The organism is Arcobacter sp. F155 (genome assembly GCF_004116455.1).
Classification (GTDB): Bacteria; Campylobacterota; Campylobacteria; order Campylobacterales; family Arcobacteraceae; genus Halarcobacter.
Genome location: NZ_PDJU01000011.1, coordinates 15203 through 32775, shown reverse-complemented (window position 1 = coordinate 32775; position 17573 = coordinate 15203). Strand labels below are relative to the sequence as shown.

At 30.4% G+C, this 17573-nt stretch carries 16 protein-coding genes; 8 read left to right on the top strand and 8 right to left on the bottom strand.

Going from position 1 to position 17573, the window contains the following annotated elements:
• The first annotated feature begins 25 nt into the window (after nucleotides 1–25).
• Nucleotides 26–964 (top strand): acetyl-CoA carboxylase carboxyl transferase subunit alpha, encoded by a 939-nt coding sequence (gene accA, locus CRV03_RS11395; protein ID WP_129085271.1) that lies wholly within the window; start codon nucleotides 26–28, stop codon nucleotides 962–964.
• 34 nt (nucleotides 965–998) lie between these two features.
• Here accA and CRV03_RS11390 read toward each other — a convergent pair whose 3' ends face one another.
• On the bottom strand, nucleotides 999–1331 hold the full coding sequence (locus CRV03_RS11390; RefSeq protein ID WP_129085270.1) for a histidine triad nucleotide-binding protein: 333 nt from the start codon (nucleotides 1329–1331) through the stop codon (nucleotides 999–1001).
• 98 nt (nucleotides 1332–1429) lie between these two features.
• On the opposite strand from CRV03_RS11390, the gene pheS reads away from it, so the two are divergent.
• From pheS to efp, 7 genes are all read left to right on the top strand, one after another.
• Nucleotides 1430–2422: a phenylalanine--tRNA ligase subunit alpha gene (pheS, locus tag CRV03_RS11385; protein ID WP_129085269.1), complete on the top strand. Its 993-nt coding sequence runs from the start codon at nucleotides 1430–1432 to the stop codon at nucleotides 2420–2422.
• Nucleotides 2419–4734, top strand: coding sequence for a phenylalanine--tRNA ligase subunit beta (pheT, locus tag CRV03_RS11380; RefSeq protein WP_129085268.1), 2316 nt, complete (start codon nucleotides 2419–2421; stop codon nucleotides 4732–4734). Before pheS ends, pheT begins: the two co-directional genes overlap by 4 nt.
• A 10-nt stretch (nucleotides 4735–4744) precedes the next feature.
• A complete protein-coding gene (aroA, locus tag CRV03_RS11375) occupies nucleotides 4745–6022 on the top strand; it encodes a 3-phosphoshikimate 1-carboxyvinyltransferase (RefSeq protein WP_129085267.1) in 1278 nt (425 codons plus the stop codon).
• 46 nt (nucleotides 6023–6068) lie between these two features.
• Nucleotides 6069–6902 carry a 4-hydroxy-3-methylbut-2-enyl diphosphate reductase gene (locus CRV03_RS11370; protein WP_129085266.1) on the top strand — a complete coding sequence of 278 codons (834 nt, stop codon included), beginning with the start codon at nucleotides 6069–6071 and terminating at the stop codon, nucleotides 6900–6902.
• Nucleotides 6903–6974: 72 nt separating this feature from the next.
• Nucleotides 6975–8627, top strand: a complete 1653-nt coding sequence (locus tag CRV03_RS11365; protein ID WP_129085265.1) for a 30S ribosomal protein S1 — start codon at nucleotides 6975–6977, stop codon at nucleotides 8625–8627.
• A 12-nt stretch (nucleotides 8628–8639) separates the two neighbouring features.
• A complete protein-coding gene (gene serA / locus CRV03_RS11360; RefSeq protein ID WP_129085264.1) occupies nucleotides 8640–10226 on the top strand; it encodes a phosphoglycerate dehydrogenase in 1587 nt (528 codons plus the stop codon).
• 11 nt (nucleotides 10227–10237) lie between these two features.
• On the top strand, nucleotides 10238–10801 hold the full coding sequence (efp, locus tag CRV03_RS11355; RefSeq protein ID WP_129085263.1) for an elongation factor P: 564 nt from the start codon (nucleotides 10238–10240) through the stop codon (nucleotides 10799–10801).
• A 208-nt stretch (nucleotides 10802–11009) separates the two neighbouring features.
• Here efp and CRV03_RS11350 read toward each other — a convergent pair whose 3' ends face one another.
• From CRV03_RS11350 to thrB, 7 genes are all read right to left on the bottom strand, one after another.
• A complete protein-coding gene (locus CRV03_RS11350; RefSeq protein ID WP_129085262.1) occupies nucleotides 11010–11714 on the bottom strand; it encodes a hypothetical protein in 705 nt (234 codons plus the stop codon).
• Between the two features lie 153 nt (nucleotides 11715–11867).
• Nucleotides 11868–12875 (bottom strand): bifunctional diaminohydroxyphosphoribosylaminopyrimidine deaminase/5-amino-6-(5-phosphoribosylamino)uracil reductase RibD, encoded by a 1008-nt coding sequence (gene ribD, locus CRV03_RS11345; protein ID WP_129085261.1) that lies wholly within the window; start codon nucleotides 12873–12875, stop codon nucleotides 11868–11870.
• Nucleotides 12876–12948: 73 nt separating this feature from the next.
• Nucleotides 12949–13377 (bottom strand): ribosome maturation factor RimP, encoded by a 429-nt coding sequence (rimP, locus tag CRV03_RS11340; RefSeq protein ID WP_129085260.1) that lies wholly within the window; start codon nucleotides 13375–13377, stop codon nucleotides 12949–12951.
• Nucleotides 13374–13733 carry a 30S ribosome-binding factor RbfA gene (rbfA, locus tag CRV03_RS11335; protein ID WP_129085259.1) on the bottom strand — a complete coding sequence of 120 codons (360 nt, stop codon included), beginning with the start codon at nucleotides 13731–13733 and terminating at the stop codon, nucleotides 13374–13376. The genes rimP and rbfA overlap by 4 nt, the downstream gene beginning before the upstream one ends.
• A 12-nt stretch (nucleotides 13734–13745) precedes the next feature.
• Nucleotides 13746–16382, bottom strand: coding sequence for a translation initiation factor IF-2 (gene infB / locus CRV03_RS11330; RefSeq protein ID WP_129085258.1), 2637 nt, complete (start codon nucleotides 16380–16382; stop codon nucleotides 13746–13748).
• A complete protein-coding gene (locus CRV03_RS11325; protein WP_129085257.1) occupies nucleotides 16372–16650 on the bottom strand; it encodes a DUF448 domain-containing protein in 279 nt (92 codons plus the stop codon). The genes infB and CRV03_RS11325 overlap by 11 nt, the downstream gene beginning before the upstream one ends.
• A 34-nt stretch (nucleotides 16651–16684) precedes the next feature.
• Entirely contained in the window at nucleotides 16685–17566 is an 882-nt protein-coding gene (gene thrB, locus CRV03_RS11320; protein WP_129085256.1) for a homoserine kinase, read from the bottom strand.
• Between the last annotated feature and the right edge of the window lie 7 nt (nucleotides 17567–17573).

Genomic DNA, 17573 nt, shown 5'->3' with positions numbered 1-17573 from the left:
AACACTTTTTCAAAAAGGAAATTATTTGGCAACTTACTTAGATTTTGAAGACAAAATAAAAAAAATTGAAGAAGATATCACAGTTGCAAAAACAAAAAATGACGAACATGCAGTAGAAATACTGGATAAAAAGTTAGAAAAAGAGGTTGAAAAGACATTTAAAAACCTTAGTGATTATCAAAAACTTCAATTAGCTAGACACCCTGATAGACCATATGCAATGGATTATATCAAGGGTCTTATGACAGATTACTATGAAATTCATGGTGATAGACACTTCGATGATGACAATGCTATTGTGTGTTTCCTTGGATATATTGGAAATGAAAAAGTAGTAGTTATTGGAGAGCAAAAAGGTAGAGGGACAAAAGATAAGTTAAAAAGAAACTTTGGTATGCCAAGTCCTGAAGGTTATAGAAAAGCTTTAAGAGCAGCTAAATTAGCTGAAAAGTTTAACTTACCGATTCTTATGCTTGTAGACACTCCGGGTGCATATCCTGGAATTGGTGCAGAAGAAAGAAACCAATCTGAAGCAATTGCTAGAAACCTTTATGAGTTTTCTGAACTAAAAACTCCTACTGTTTCAGTTGTAATTGGAGAAGGTGGTTCAGGTGGTGCACTTGCTATTTCTGTTGCTGATAAATTAGCAATGATGAGATACTCTGTTTATGCAGTTATTTCTCCTGAAGGTTGTTCTGCAATTTTATGGAATGACCCTGCAAAAGTTGAAACAGCAGCAAATGCATTAAAGATTACAGCTGAGTCATTAAAAGAACTTGGTTTAATTGATGATGTAATTAAAGAGCCACTTATTGGTGCTCATAGAAAAAAAGAAGACGCTATTAAAGCATTAGGTGATTATTTTTTAACTTCACTTGCTGAATTAAAACAACTAACACCAGCTCAAAGATACGAAAAGAAATATGAAAAACTTATGAACTTAGGAAAGTTCGAAGCTAAATAATATTTTCTTAAAAGTTGTAGTTAAACTACAACTTTTAGTCTCTAACTAGCCTACCTACAGGCTCCCCACCAATCATATGAAAATGTAAATGATGAACTTCTTGTCCACCATCATCACCAATATTTGTAATTAATCTATAACCACTTTCTCTAATACCTAATTTAGATGCAACTTTTTGCATAAACTCAGTCATACCTGCCATAATTTTTGGAGGAATTACATCAAATGAATCATAGTGCTCCTTAGGGATAATAAGAACATGAACTTTTCTAGCTGGATTTATATCATTAAATGCTAAAAAATTCTCGTCTTCTAGGATAGTTTGATTAGGTATTTCACCCTTAACTATTTTGCAAAAAATACACATATATTCACCTTTTTTAGTTTAAAAAATATTATAACCAAACTCTAATAAATTTTAAAGTATAATCCAAACCTTTATAAATAAACAACAGGAGAATAAAAGTGAAAGAATGGCTTGATAAAATTAGTAATGCTGATTCACTTGAAGTTCTAGAGAATTTAAGAATTGAAACTTTAGGTAAAAAAGGTATTATCCCTGCACAATTTGCAAAGATGAAAGATATTCCAGGACCAGAGAAAAAAGCTTTTGCTGAAAATTTAAATACGCAAAAAGCTGAAATCACTGAAGCACTTGAAGCTAAAAAAGAGATTTTAGAACAACAGGCACTAGAAGCAAAATTAAAAGAAGAAAAAATTGATGTAACAAAATTCAACAACGAGTTAACATGTGGTGCAGCTCACCCAGTTTCTTTAACAATGGATAGAATTATTCAATATTTCCAAAACCTTAACTTTGCAGTAGAAGAAGGTCCATTAGTAGAAGATGACTTCCATAACTTTGAAGCATTAAATCTTCCTAAATATCACCCTGCAAGAGATATGCAAGATACATTCTATAATAAAGATTATACTTTATTAAGAACACACACTTCTCCTGTACAAATTAGAACTATGTTAAGTCAACAAACTCCAATCAGAATGATTGCACCAGGTACAGTTTTTAGAAGAGACTTTGACTTAACACATACGCCAATGTTCCACCAAATTGAAGCATTAGTAGTTGATGATGCAGATAAGATTTCATTTGCAAACTTAAAACATGTATTAGTAGAGTTCTTACATCATATGTTTGGTGACGTTGATGTTAGATTTAGACCATCATTCTTCCCATTTACAGAACCATCTGCAGAAGTAGATATTTCATGTGTATTCTGTAAAGGTGATGGATGTAGAGTATGTTCTCACACAGGATGGTTAGAAGTACTTGGATGTGGTGTAGTAGACCAAAATGTATTCAAAGCAGTTGGATACGAAAATAAATCAGGATATGCTTTTGGATTAGGTGTTGAAAGATTTGCAATGCTAATTCATAATATTGGTGATTTAAGATCTCTATTTGAGAGTGATTTAAGATTATTAGGACAGTTCAAATGATAATAACAAGATCGTGGATACAAGAATATATTGATATTTCAAAAATATCAACAGAAGATATTTGTAAAACTTTAAACTCTATTGGATTAGAAGTTGATAGTGTTGAAGAACAAAGAATGCCTTCTAATATTGTAGTAGGTAAAGTTTTAGAAAAAGAGAAACACCCAGATGCTGATAAATTAAATATTTGTCAAGTTGATATTGGAAATGAAACTGTTCAAATTGTTTGTGGTGCAAAAAATGTAGATGCAGGACAATTTGTTCCTGTTGCAGTTGTTGGTTGTAACTTAGGTGAAGGTTTCAAAATTAAAAAGGCAAAACTAAGAGGTGTAGAATCAAATGGTATGATTTGTTCTTCTACTGAAATAGGTTTACCTAAATTAAATGATGGAATTTTAGAACTTGATGAATCAATTGGTAAATTAGAAGTTGGAAAAGAGTTAAAAGACTACCCTCTTTTAAATGATGATATTATTGAAATTGAATTAACTGCAAATAGAGGTGACTGTCTAAGTATCAATGGAGTTGCTAGAGAATTATCTGCATTTTATTCTATTGCTTTTAAAGAGCAAGAATTCAAAATAAATTACAATGATTTAGGTATTGGACAAATTTTAGAAGTAGAGAGTTTAAGTACAATCGAATCTAAATATATCTATACAGTTATTAACTCAGAAAACTTCACTTTACCAGTATTACAAAGATTAAGAGTTGGGGCAATTGATAAATTTAAAGAGAATGATTTAGTTGATGCTTTAAGTTATATTACTCATACTACTGGTGTTATTTTAAATGCTTATGCAAAAAAAGATGCTGAAGATATTAAAGGTTTAGCAACAATTCATATCCAAAAAGACAAACAAGGTTTTGATGTAATTATTGGTGAGAAGAAGTTAAGTACTGTAGGTGTTGAACACTGTGAAATTAGTGAAGACAAAGAGTATATTATTGAAGCTTCATATATCAACCCTGAACTTTTAGCAAAAAAAGTATTTGAAACAAAAAAAGAGACTGGTGATGTTTATTACAGAAGTTCAAGAGGTAGTGAACCAGATATTGAAACTGGAATGAAATCTTTTTGTTCTTTAATCTCTCAAAGTGGTGCAGAAGTTTACAATGGAAATGAAGCACTAGTTGACTATGAAGAAAAAACTACTATTGATGTAAGTGTTAAAAAAGTTAATGCAATTATTGGTCAAGACGTAGAAAAAGCAAATATTGATAAAATCTTAAGTGGTTTAGGATTTGAAGTAAAAGATAACTCTTCAGATGTTTTATCTATTAAAGTTCCACACTACAGACACGATATTAAAAATATTGCAGATGTTACAGAAGAGATTGTTAGAATTATTGGTATTGATAACATTCAAGCAAAACCTTTAGCAATTGATGAAGTAAATAGAGTAAACAAAACTTCATATGATTTAGTTAAGAAAAACAAATTGAGAGCTAAAGCTATTGAAAATGGTTTCTTTGAAACTGTAACTTATGTTTTTGCAGATAGAGAAAAATTAACAAAATACTCTCTTCCAACAGTTCAAGAGAGTTTAGATTTATTAAATCCTATTGTTAAAGAGTTAGATACATTTAGAACAACTATTTCATTAAACCTTATTGAAGCTTGTTCAAATAACTCAAAACTTGGATTTAAATCAGCAGCCTTCTTTGAGATTGGAAAAATATTCAACTTAAAAAGAGAAGAAAAAACTGTTGTTTCTTTCGTATTCTCAGGACAAAAAGAGCTTGAAGAGATTTCAAATTCTGGTAAGCCAGAAAATATTGATTTCTTCTCTTTCTCTAAAAAAGTATTAAATACAGTTGGAAAATTTGATTTAGAGCCAATGGAAAAAATTTCTAATGATTTAATTCACCCATACCAAAGTGCAAATGTAATTGTAGATGGTCAAAGTGTAGGATTTATTTCAAAATTACATCCAAGTGTAGCTTCTGAATATGATTTAAGTGATACATTCATTGCAGAGATTGATTTTGAAGCAATTGCAAATAACTTAATCAAAGTAGAGAGCTACTCTAAATTCCAAGCTTCTAAAAAAGACTTAAGTCTTATTGTTCCAAAAGATATGGAGTTTAAGAAAATTAAAGATGTAATTAACTCTTTAGAAAACAACACAATTAAACAATATAACCTAATTGATATCTACAATGATGAAAACTTAGGTGAAAATGAGAGTTTAACTATTAGATTTGTTCTTCAAAACGATGAAAAAACACTTGAAGAAGAAGATATTACTTCTACAATGAATAGTATTTTAGAAGCATTAAAAGAAAAATTAAATATTGAATTAAGATAAGGAAATAAAAGTGGAAACATTTGACATTAAAAAACTATCTAAGCCTTTTGACATAGAAATTGACTCAATTGCAAGTGATAAATCAATATCACATAGATGTGCAATGTTTTCACTATTTTCTAATGAAACTTCATATATTAAAAACTACCTTACAGCAGAAGACACATTAAATACTTTAAGTATAGTAGAACAATTAGGTGCTAAAATCACACGTGATGGTTCTACTGTAGAAATTACACCAACAGATAAACTAACTGAGCCAAAAGATATTCTTGATTGTGGTAACTCAGGAACTGCAATGAGACTGTTTTGTGGACTTTTAGCTTCTATTGATGGTGCTTTTACTTTAACAGGTGATAAATATCTAAAAGAGCGACCAATGAAAAGAGTGGCAGACCCACTAAGAAGTATTGGTGCAAAGATTGATGGTAGAGAAGAAGGGAATAAAGCTCCTTTATTTATTAGAGGAGTTAAAGAGTTAGATCCTTTTACTTATATCTCGCCTGTAGATTCTGCCCAAGTAAAATCAGCAATGATACTAGCAGCTTTAAGAGCTAATGGTATTTCAAAATATAAAGAAAATGAACTAACACGTGACCATACAGAAAGAATGTTAAAAGGTATGGGAGCTAAGTTAGAGACAGATGATGAAGGGTTTATAAATATTCATCCTTTAGAAGGTCATTTAAAGCCATTAAATATTACAGTTCCAACTGATCCTAGTTCTGGGTTCTTTTTTGCAGTGGCTGCTGCAATTACAAAAGACTCAAGAGTTGTAATAAAAAATGTATCTTTAAATCCTACTAGAATTGAAGCATACCAAGTTTTAAAAAGAATGGGTGCAGAAGTTAATTTTATAGAAAAAGAGAATATTTATGAGCCTATTGGAGATATTGAAGTAAAACACAAAGAGCTAAATGGTGTTGTGGTTGAAGATAATATCTCTTGGTTAATTGATGAACTTCCAGCACTTTCAATTGCTATGTCAATTGCAAATGGAAAATCATTGGTAAAAAATGCAAAAGAGTTAAGAGTTAAAGAGTCAGATAGAATTAAATCTGTTGTTTCAAACCTTGAAAAATGCGGTGTTACTTACACTGAATTTGAAGATGGCTATGAGATAGTAGGTGGAACAATAACTAAAGCCTCTATAGACTCTCATGGAGACCATAGAATTGCAATGAGCTTTGCAATTGCTGGTACTTTATGTGATATGGAAATAAATGATGTTGATTGTATTTTAACATCATTTCCAAACTTCAAAGAAATCCTTGACTCTTTATATTAAAAAATGAAGGTCCCTTTTTTGATGGGGACATCAAAAAAGGATACAAATGAAAGTAAAACTAGCATCAAGCTATGGTTTTTGTTTTGGAGTAAAAAGAGCAATTGAAATTGCAGAAAAATATGAAGATTCTGCAACAATGGGACCACTAATTCATAATCAAAATGAAATTGATAGACTAAAAACTGACTACAATGTAGGTTTATATAACAATCTAACAGATGTAAAACCTAATGATACTATTATAATTAGAACACATGGTATTCCAAAGAATGACTTAAAAGATTTAAGAAAAAAAGATGCAAAAGTTATAAATGCAACTTGTCCTTTTGTTACCACTCCTCAGCAAATTGTAAAGAAGATGTCTGCTGAAAACTACTCTATTTTAATCTTTGGAGACCAAGACCATCCAGAAGTTAAAGGTGTGAAATCATATGGTGAGGACCAAGATGATGTACATGTGATTTTAACTGCTGATGAACTAGATAATTTGAACTTCAAATATGACAAAATTGCAACTGTTGCACAGACAACTAGAAAAAAAGAGATTTACTTAGAGATTGTAAATAAACTTATTCTAAAAAACAAAGAAGTAAGAGTATTTAATACAATTTGTGATGCAACTTTTGAAAATCAAGATGCAGCAAGAGAACTATCAAAAGAAGTAGATGTAATGGTAATTATTGGAGGGAAGAACTCTTCAAATACTAAACAATTACATCATATTTGTTTAGATAACTGCAAAGATTCATATTTAATAGAAAATGCCAAAGAACTTGATTCTTCTTGGTTTAAAGGCAAAGAACTTTGTGGTATAACAGCAGGGGCTAGTACACCTGATTGGATTATTCAAGAAGTTGTTAACGAAATAGAAAAATATTAAGCGAGTTGTTTAAGTAAAATTTAGATATAATCATAGCCATTTATAATAAAACGGTTAATACGAAGGAATAAAATGGGTATCGATGATATTGAATTAGGTGAAGACTTTGATTTTGAGAAAATGCTTAATGAGTCTTTTGAGAATGCTGAAAATAACTCTGTAGTTGATGGTGTAATTGTAGAAATTACTAATGATAGTGTACTTGTTGATGTTGGACAAAAGATTGAAGGTAGATTAAACCTTTCAGAAATCACAATTGGTGGTGAAGTTCAATTTAAAGCTGGTGATACAATCTCTGTTATGTTAATGGGAAATAAAGGTGAAAGACCAAATATTTCTTACAAAAAAGTTTTACAAAAAGAAAAATTTGATAACTTTGTAAAAGAACATGGTGAGAATGTTGAAGATGTAACAATTGAAGGTAAAATCATTTCTGTTAAAAACAGAGGTGGATTTATTATTGAAGATGATTCTGGATTAGAATACTTCATGCCAATGGCACAATCTTACTTAAAAACTCACGGAGCAATTGGTAAAAAAGTTAAAGCTAAAGTTTTAAAAGTAAACGAAGCTCAAAACTCAATCATTGTTTCTAGAAAAAAACTTATTGAAGAGTCTAAGTTAGAAAAAGATTCTAAAGTAAATGAAATCTTAGAGAAAAACGAGCCAGTAAACGGTATCGTTAAAAAAATCACTTCTTATGGTATGTTTATTGATTTAGGTGGAATTGATGGTTTAGTAAACTACAATGAAATCTCTTACAAAGGGCCTGTTAACCCTGCAAATTACTATGACGAAGGTGATGAAGTATCTGTTGTTGTATTATCTTATGATAAAGCTAAACAACACTTATCATTATCTATTAAAGCTGCATTACCAAATCCTTGGGATGAAATCAAAGATGAATTAGAAGTTGGTGATACAATTACTGTTACTGTTTCTAACTTTGAATCATATGGTGCGTTTGTTGATTTAGGAAATGATATTGAAGGTCTATTACATATCTCTGAAATTTCTTGGAACAAAAACTTAAAAAATCCAAAAGATTTATTAACATTAGGTGAAGAAGTTAATGTTGAAGTTATTGAACTAGATGTTGACAAAAAAAGATTAAGAGTATCTCTTAAAAACTTACAAGAAAAACCATTTGCTAAATTTGTAAAAGAGAACAAAGTTGGTGATGTTATTCAAGGTAAAGTTGCTACATTAACTGATTTTGGTGCTTTCGTTACAATTGGTGAAGTAGATGGATTATTACACAATGAAGAAGCTTCTTGGGAATCAAATGCTAAATGTAAATCACTTTATAAAAAAGGTGACGAAGTTGAAGTTAAAATTATCAAGATTGATAGAGAAAAAGAAAATATCTCTTTATCAGTTAAAGAAATTTCTGAATCTCCAGCTAAAAAATTCCAAAATGAACACAAAATTGGTGACATCGTAAAAGGTGCTGTTAAAGATAAAAAAGATTTCGGAATTTTCATTAAATTAGATGACAACTTAGATGGTCTAATCAGAAATGAAGACTTTGGTCCATTAAATGTTGAAGAAGTTAATGTTGGTGACGAATTAGAAGCAGTAGTAGTAAATATCGACACTAAGAAAAATAGAGTAAGATTATCTGTAAAAAGATTAGAGCAACAACAAGAAAGAGAAGTTCTAAAAGCAGTTAATGATGATACGTCTATGACATTAGGTGATTTACTAAAAGACCAAATTAAATAAGGATTTGTACAAATGAGTAAACATACAATCGTAGTTTGTGATCACATTCATGAAGATGGTTTAAACATTTTACAAAACACTGAAGATATCAACTATGTATATGCAGCAGACATTGATAAAGTAGCACTTTTAGATGTTATTAAAGATGCTGATGTTGCTATTACTAGATCTTCAACAGATGTTGATGAAAAGTTTTTAAACGCAGCAACTAATCTTAAAGCAATTATTAGAGCTGGTGTAGGATATGATAACGTAGATATGGAAGGTTGTAGCAAAAGAGGAATCATTGCTATGAACGTTCCAACTGCAAATACAATTGCAGCAGTTGAGCTTACTATGGCTCACATGCTGTCTTGTATGAGAAAGTTTCCTTACGCACATAACCAATTAAAACAAGATAGAATCTGGAAAAGAGAAGATTGGTATGGAAATGAGCTTTATGGTAAAAAACTTGGTGTTATCGGATTTGGTAACATTGGACATAGAGTTGCATTAAGAGCTAAATCTTTTGAAATGGATGTTGTTACATACGATCCTTATATTCCTTCAACAAAAGCAACTGATTTAGGTATTAATTATACAACAAACTTCGATGATATCTTAGCTTGTGATATTATTACTATTCACACTCCAAAAAATCAAGAGACTCTTGATATGATTGGTGAAGAAGAAATTGCTAAAATGAAAGATGGAGTTATTTTAATCAACTGTGCTAGAGGTGGTTTATACAACGAAGAAGCACTAGTTAATAACTTAAAATCTGGAAAAATTGCAATGGCTGGTATTGATGTATTCAAAAAAGAGCCTGCAATTGACCACCCTCTTTTAGATTTAGACAATGTAACTGTAACTGCACACTTAGGTGCAAATACAAAAGAATCTCAAAAGAAAATTGCTACTCAAGCAGCTGAAAATGCAATTGAGTCTGCAAGAGGAATTGCATATCCAAATGCTCTTAACTTACCTATTGATGAGAGTAAAATTCCTTCATTTGTAAAACCATATATTGAGTTAACTCAAAAAATGGCATATTTAGCTGCTCAAACAGATAAATCTGCTATTAGATCTATTTCTGTGTGTGCTCACGGAGAGATTAAAGAGTATCTTGACTCTTTATCTACATTTGCTACAGTTGGAGCTTTAACTGCATCTAGTGATGCTGCTGAAATCAACTATGTAAATGCTAAATTTATTGCTGAAGAAAAAGGTATCAAATTTGATACTTGTGAAGTAAATCACTGCACAGGATACAGCAATAAAGTTACTATCAAAATCACTACAGAAAAAGGTGTAAATACTATTTCTGGTACTGTATTTGATGAAGATGTACAAAGAATTGTTGAACTAAATGGTTTTGACTTTGATATTGAGCCAAAAGGAAAGTTAATCATTATGAGAAATACTGATGTTCCTGGTGTAATTGGAGAAGTTGGTAAACTATTAGGAGATAACAAAATTAACATCTCAGACTTTAGATTAGCAAGAGGAAAAGATTCTGCATTAGCAGTTATCTTAGTAGATGAATCTATTAATCATAAAGTATTAGATCAAATTAAAACTCTTGAAGCTGCAATTGCTGTAGCTTATGCAGAAGTATAAAAGGAATAGCAATGGCAAATATTTCAATGAGTGAACTTAAAAAAGGTCTAAAAATTGAACTTGATGGTGTTCCTTATAAAATTACTGAATACCAACACGTAAAACCTGGTAAAGGTGCTGCATTTGTAAGATGTAAAATCAAATCATTCCTAAATGGAAAAGTTATTGAAAAAACTTTCCATGCAGGAGACAAATGTACTACTCCAGATTTACAACAAAAAACTATGCAATACCTATATGATGATGGTGAAATGCTACAATTCATGGATGCAAATACTTATGAGCAAATTGGTTTAACATATGACCAAGTTGGTGATGCTGAAAAATGGATTATTGATGGAATGAATGTTGATATGATGTTCTTCAATGGTAATGCTATTACTGTTGAACCACCAATGACTGTTGAACTTAAAATTGTAGAAACGCCACCTAACTTCAAAGGTGACTCACAAGGTGGTAAAAAACCTGCTACTTTAGAAAGTGGAGCTGTTGTACAGATTCCTTTCCACCTAGTAGAAGGTGATGTTATCAAATGTGATACTAGAACTGGGGAATACCTAGAGAAAGTTAAATAGCGTTAAAAAAGAGTGAATAATTTCACTCTTTTAGCTATTTAAGCTGAGTATTTGTTTTCTAAGAGAAAACATACGAAGCCGATGTGAACTAGCTCGCTAGAGCGTATTGTCGAAGCTAAGTGAAACGAAGCAAGACATTGTGAGATGAACTATCTAAAAATTTATACTCTTCAAAATCTCTATCTTTTTTTCTACACTAAATCTTAACCTATTTAAACCAATCTATTATATTTGTTATTGAATCTTTAAAACCTATTAATACCTTTAATTTATTATCTAAATTTTTAAACTTATTCCATGTTGTGAGGTACCAAGATTTTTTAGGATATTTTGTTAAATTGTTTTTACTGTCTTCAATAACTGAATGAATTTTTTCACTATCTTCTTTGGAAATTTCTTTTTCTAATTTGATTACTTTTTCTTCAAGTCTATCTAGCTTAATAATCATATTTTCTATTTCTTCTAATGTAAATCTTTCATTTTCATCAATAATATTTTTATCAAGTTCAGTTTTTATTAATTCAGATATATTATCAATATTAAAATTATTATTTATTTCTTTTAGTTCTGTATCAATTCTTTGAATCCAATTTCTAATATTAAATGGTACAGAATGAAAATCATTAATTTTAAGACAATCTTCTTTTTTATAATCACCAGGAGACACTGTAATAAATAATGTTTCTTTATCTATATAGTTTGCATCTGCTAAAACAAATGCACTTTTCTGCTTAACTTGATAGCTTTTTTCTTCTAATGTAAAATGGCAATCATCATGTGCAACAAATTTAATCTTACATAAAACTCTTCCAGATGAAGGAAATTCAAAAATAAAATCATCAATAGTAAAATACTTAGATTCATTAAATTCACTTAATATTTCATTTATTTTGCTTTTTTTTAGATTTGTCAAACTTCCTCCAAAATCATTTTTTTTATTATATTCAAAAATATCTAAAAGCCATATTTTTAAGTAAGGTCAAGGAATAGAAGGAGTTTACTGTAGTAAATGACTGATTAAATTTTCTTATTTGACGAAGAGATTGCTAAAAAGATGGCTTTTAATCTAGCCTTTTCTTTTTAGATAAATTATCTTATCTTCACCTATATAATTCTCATGTACAATCTCAAAATCCATATCAATATCATTTAAAGCATTTACACCTTTTCTAATCTTAGGACTTACAAGTAAAACAATATAGTCAATCTTCTCTTTTAGACTTTCCATTAAGTTATAAGTACCCTCAACCATAATGAATTTATAGTCTAATAGTTTAAATAAATCATCACTTATAATTACATCTCTATTAGGTATTTTAAAAAGAGGAATATTATTGTCAAAGACTTTGTTCTTTGTATAAATCATAATATTAGGAGCTCGTCCTGCAATATATCTAGCATCTAATGTTGGTTTATCAGTTCTTACTGTATTTCCACCAATAAGCATTAAATCAATTTTATCTCTTAATGTATGTACATAAGCTTTAGCTGTATTAGAAGAGATACTTCCATCAATACAACCATTTAATGTTTGAGCCATCTTATAAAATATAAAAGTTCCATTTGTCCACTTGATAAATGGATATAAAAGGTCATAAGCTTCTTTTTTCATGCATCCAAGGTTTACATCAATATTAGATGACTTTAGTGTCTCACAGCCTCCAGATGCCTCTTTATTTATATCTTCGTGAGCTACTACAACTCTTTTAGGTTTTATTTCTTTTAATAAATTAGCACAAGCAGGTGTTTTACCTATATGATTACATGGCTCCAAAGTTACATAAACTGTACAATCTTCAAAAAAACCTTTATGATTTTTTATTAGATAATCATGAATATCATGGCTCGATGTTTTTGCTTTTAAAATATCATTTGGATGTTTTTTAAGATATGCAGCTTTAAGTGCATTTACTTCTGCATGAGGCATTCCTGCTTCTTTATGAGCTTCAATAGAAAGTATCTCCCCATCTTTTACAACAACACAGCCAACAGCTGGATTAGGATAAGTCATTAACTGATATTTCCAGGCTTCATCAATCGCAAGTTTCATAAAAAAATTATCATCTATTTTCATTGTTCTCTTTTCTAAAGTAAAAAAAAAGGAAGCTGAAAAATCAACTTCCTTTTTTAACTATTTAAAATTTATTCTACCATTCAAAATAAGTAGATGCTGAAGATATTTCATCATATGAAATTATCTCTTCACCATGTTCAGTTTTGATTTTAATTTCATTATCATCTGCTGATAATAATTCACCTTTTATAGTGTCTTTATCAAAATCTTTTAGCTTAACTTTATCACCAATAGAAGCTTTATAGTGTCTTGGATTTTTTAATTTTCTTTCAATTCCAGGAGAACTAACTTCTAAGTTATATTTACCATTCATTGGTTCATCTAAATCTAGAATTGGAGATATCATTCTAGAGATTTCTGCACATTTATCAAGGTTGATTCCCTCTTTAGCTGTAACATAAACTCTAAAGATATTCATATCATTCTCTTTTAAAGATACAATATCATATACTTCTGCACCACAACCTTGTACTGCAATTTCAATTGATTCTTCTAAATTCATGAGTCACTCTTTTTATCTTTTTCAATTTTTCTAAATAAATCTTCAATATTTTTTGATTTCTCTAAAGATTTATCATTTTCAAATTTAAAGTTAGGACACTTATACCAACCAGTTGCACTTAAAACATATGATTTAATTCTACCACTTGCTTTAGTTAATGCAGAAACTACACCTGGTATTTCCTTATCCTCGAAGTCACTTCCATCAAAATATACAATTGCATCATATTTTCCATTTTTACAATTTACACCAGTGATAGGAAGAGATCGGATTCTATCGTCATTCATACTTGATAGAGCTTCAGGTACAAGCTCCATCAGTAATGATTCAGTTCTTTGAAGATTAATACTTTTCATTAAGCTGCCTTTTTACAGTTCAATTTCTCTTTTTTCTTCAATTTGAATAAATGTTTCAATGAAGTCTCCAACTTTGATATCGTTGAATTTGTCAAACATGATACCACACTCGTATCCATTTGATACTTCTTTAACATCATCTTTAAATCTTTTAAGAGATGAAATCTTACCAGTGTAAGTTACAACACCATCTCTAATAATTCTTGCATGTCCACCTCTGATAACTTTACCATCAGTTACGAAACATCCTGCAACTGTTCCAATTTTTGGAACAACAAATGTATCTCTAACTTCTGCTTGTCCAGTATTTTCTTCTCTAATAACTGCACTCATCATACCAGAAAGAGTATCTTTAACATCATCAATTAAGTCATAGATGATAGAGTAAGTATTAATAGTAATACCATCTGCTTTTGCTTTATTTTTAACAGAACCAGTAGGTCTTACGTTAAATCCTAAGATTACACACCCTTCTGATGCACCAGCAAGAATTAAGTCAGACTCAGTAATTCCACCAACACCAGCGTGAACTACTTTTACTTTTACTTCTTCATTTTGGATTTTTTCTAATGAACCTTTAATTGCTTCTAATGAACCACCAACATCAGTTTTAATAATTACTGGAAGTTGTTTGATTTTACCTTCTGCAATTAATCCACTCATCTCTTCTAAAGAAACTTTTGTAGATTTAGATAACTCTTTTGCTCTTGCATGTTCTGCTCTAGTTGTAGCAATCTCTCTAGCTTCTTTATCAGACTCTTGTGCTACTAAAATCGAACCAGCTGCTGGAACTTCATTTAATCCAAGAACAGAACCTGTTTCAGAAAGTCCTAAAGATTTAACTTGTTTACCAAGGCAGTTTGTAATTGCTTTAACTCTACCAAATGTAGTGTCACAAACAATGTTGTCACCAACTTTAAGTTCACCATTTTGAACAATAACAGTTGCAACAGGTCCTCTACCTTTTTCTAAAGATGATTCAACAACAGTTGCTTTTGCTTTTGCAGTTGGGTCAGCTTTTAGTTCTAAAATTTCTGATTGTAAAAGAATGTTTTCTAATAAATCATCAATTCCTTCTCCCGTTTTAGCAGATACACCAATAAACTCAATATCTCCACCCCAATCAACAGGAGTCATTTCTCTCTCTGCCATTTGAGCTTTAACCATATCCATGTTTGCTGCTTCTTTATCAATTTTGTTTACTGCAACAATAATTGGACATCCAGATGCTTTTGCATGAGAAATCACTTCTTCAGTTTGTTGTTTAACACCATCATCAGCTGCAACTACAATAATTACAACGTCAGTTACTTCAGCACCTCTTGCTCTCATAGCAGAGAACGCGGCGTGACCTGGAGTATCCACAAAAGTAATCTTTTGGCCATTTTGTTTAATTGTATATGCAGAAATATGTTGAGTAATTCCACCAGCTTCACCTGAAGCAATTTTAGAAGATCTAATTTTATCTAATAATGAAGTTTTACCATGGTCAACGTGTCCCATAATTGTAACAACAGGAGGTCTTGTTTCAAAGTTACTTTCATCAATCTCTTCTTCTTGATAATCTTCAACATAGTTTGCATCTTCTAAAGCATCTTTAACAGTTACTTCAATACCAAATTCTTCACCAAGAATTTCTAATTCGTCTTGTTTTAAGAAGTCATTTTTAGTAACCATCATTCCAAGACTAAATAATACTGTGATTACTTCTGATGCAGATTTTCCACAAGCTTCAGCAAACTCATAAACCCTTACATCTTCAGGAATAGTTACTTCAGTAATTTCAATTTCTTCTTCAGTTCTTTTAATTCTTTTCTTTCTTTTCTTTCTTTTTAAACCTTGTGGTCTATTACCAAATGCTGCAGGTCTTGAAGATCTAGTTTGTTTTTTATTGTTTTCTTTAGGTTTGTTGTCTTCTAAGAATTTTGAAGGTTCAGATAAGTCCATATCTAATAAAACAACTTCTTCACCAAGTAATGATTCATCACTTGCATTAGAGAAGTCTGATTGAGAACCTCTTTCTAATTCAATAACCTTACCATGGTCATGTGCTTTAGGAGGTTGTTTCTTTTTCTCTTTTTTTCTAGCTATTTTTTGAGCTTGAGTCTCTTTTTTATCTTCTGATTTATCATTTCCACCTAAAATTTCACTAAGTGACTTCATTGCTTTTTTAGGTTGACCCTCAATAGATGAAGAAGAAGTTTGGATTTGCTCTTTTGGCTCTTCTCTTGGCTTCTTCTTTTTAATAATTTTTAGCCCTCTTCTTTTAGGAACAACTCTTTTAGGAGCCACACTTTTAACGCTTTCTTCTTTTGGCTCTTCTTTTTTTGGTTCTTCTTCTTTTTCTACTTTTTTCTCTGAAGTTTCAACTTTTTTTGGTTCTTCTTCTTTTTTTGGTTCTTCTTTAGACTCAGTCTCTTTTTCAACTGGTTCTTTTTTCTTTACTACTTTTTTAGCAGCTGGTTTTTTAGCAAGTTTCGAACTTTTACCAGTCATTATGTAGTTTGCTATCTCTTCTGCATCTTCAAATGAAACTGCTGTTTGAGGTGATTTAAGTTCTATTCCTAAATCTTTAGCTTTAGCAATCACTTCTGTGCTACTAGCTCCTGCTTCTTCAGCAATTTCATATACTCTTACGTTATCTGACATGCGTTAAAATCTCCTTAAGTTGTCCTATGTAGTTATCTTTGTTTTTACACTCTCTAAAAAGTGCTTTTTCAAGTTTTTTCAAATTTTTAGAGTTAATGTTTTCATCTTCTAAAAATGAAATACACTCTTTACAGATATAAAAACTTCGTCCCATATTGTCAAAGGCTTGAAGTTTCTTATCTTTACATTTAAATCTTAGCAACAAGTTTTGTTCAAATTTACCTCTACAAACAATACATGTTCTAATGGGCTTTTTCAAAATAGTCAATATAATACCTAATTTTTACTTAAACTTATTATTTTTAGTCTTCTACTCTAACACCATCATTGTCAAAATTCCTTGAAAGAACTTTAAAATGAGGGAACCTTTTTTTAAGTTCTGACTCAATTCTTTGACAATCTTCTCTTAGACACATTGAGAAAAGTGTTGAACCTGAACCTGATAAAGTACTCATTAATGCACCATGTTTAAGTGCAGTTTTTTGTACATCAAATAGTTCTGGCATCTGCTTCATTCTATACTTTTGATGAACTTTATCTAGTGATGCAGTTCTTAGCATATCCCAATTTTCAGTCATAAAAGCAGCTGTTAATAAAGATGAATGAGAGATATTAAAAATAGTATCTTCTTTAGAATATTTAAAAGGTAATGCTTTTCTTGCAAGTTGTGTTGAAATTGGTCTATTTGGAATTACAACAATAGCTTTTAAAGATTTTGGTAAAGTTTTTCTTATGAACTTAACTTCATTATCTTGAACTGTTGCAACATTAAATCCACCCATTACAGCTGGTGTAATATTATCTGGATGGTTTTCATATGCCAATGCAAGGTTTAAAAGTTTCTGTTTATCAAGTTTAATACCCTCTATAGCATAAGCACTTGCAATTGCTGAAACAATTACAGCTGATGAACTTCCTAAACCTCTTGATAATGGAACTTCATTTGTAAATTCAAATCTAAAATGTCTTTTTTTTCTAGATAAGTTGTGATAAAAATCATTAAAGATAGCAATAAACATATTGTTATCTTTTAATACAGGGTTATTTGACCCTTCCCCTCTTAATGACACACTGTGAAATTTTGAAGGTCTAATTGTTACTTGGTTGTGTAACGAAATTGCTAATCCTAGAGTATCAAACCCTGGTCCTAAATTAGCACTTGTTGCTGGAACACTAATTCTCAATCTATTT

Excerpts from the sequence above, each read along its gene's own strand:
- CRV03_RS11390 (WP_129085270.1), bottom strand. The coding sequence starts at position 1,331 with ATGTGTATTTTTTGCAAAATAGTTAAGGGTGAAATACCTAATCAAACT.
- pheT (WP_129085268.1), top strand. The coding sequence starts at position 2,419 with ATGATAATAACAAGATCGTGGATACAAGAATATATTGATATTTCAAAA.
- CRV03_RS11370 (WP_129085266.1), top strand. The coding sequence starts at position 6,069 with ATGAAAGTAAAACTAGCATCAAGCTATGGTTTTTGTTTTGGAGTAAAA.
- CRV03_RS11365 (WP_129085265.1), top strand. The coding sequence starts at position 6,975 with ATGGGTATCGATGATATTGAATTAGGTGAAGACTTTGATTTTGAGAAA.
- serA (WP_129085264.1), top strand. The coding sequence starts at position 8,640 with ATGAGTAAACATACAATCGTAGTTTGTGATCACATTCATGAAGATGGT.
- efp (WP_129085263.1), top strand. The coding sequence starts at position 10,238 with ATGGCAAATATTTCAATGAGTGAACTTAAAAAAGGTCTAAAAATTGAA.
- ribD (WP_129085261.1), bottom strand. The coding sequence starts at position 12,875 with ATGAAAATAGATGATAATTTTTTTATGAAACTTGCGATTGATGAAGCC.
- rimP (WP_129085260.1), bottom strand. The coding sequence starts at position 13,377 with ATGAATTTAGAAGAATCAATTGAAATTGCAGTACAAGGTTGTGGTGCA.
- rbfA (WP_129085259.1), bottom strand. The coding sequence starts at position 13,733 with ATGAAAAGTATTAATCTTCAAAGAACTGAATCATTACTGATGGAGCTT.
- infB (WP_129085258.1), bottom strand. The coding sequence starts at position 16,382 with ATGTCAGATAACGTAAGAGTATATGAAATTGCTGAAGAAGCAGGAGCT.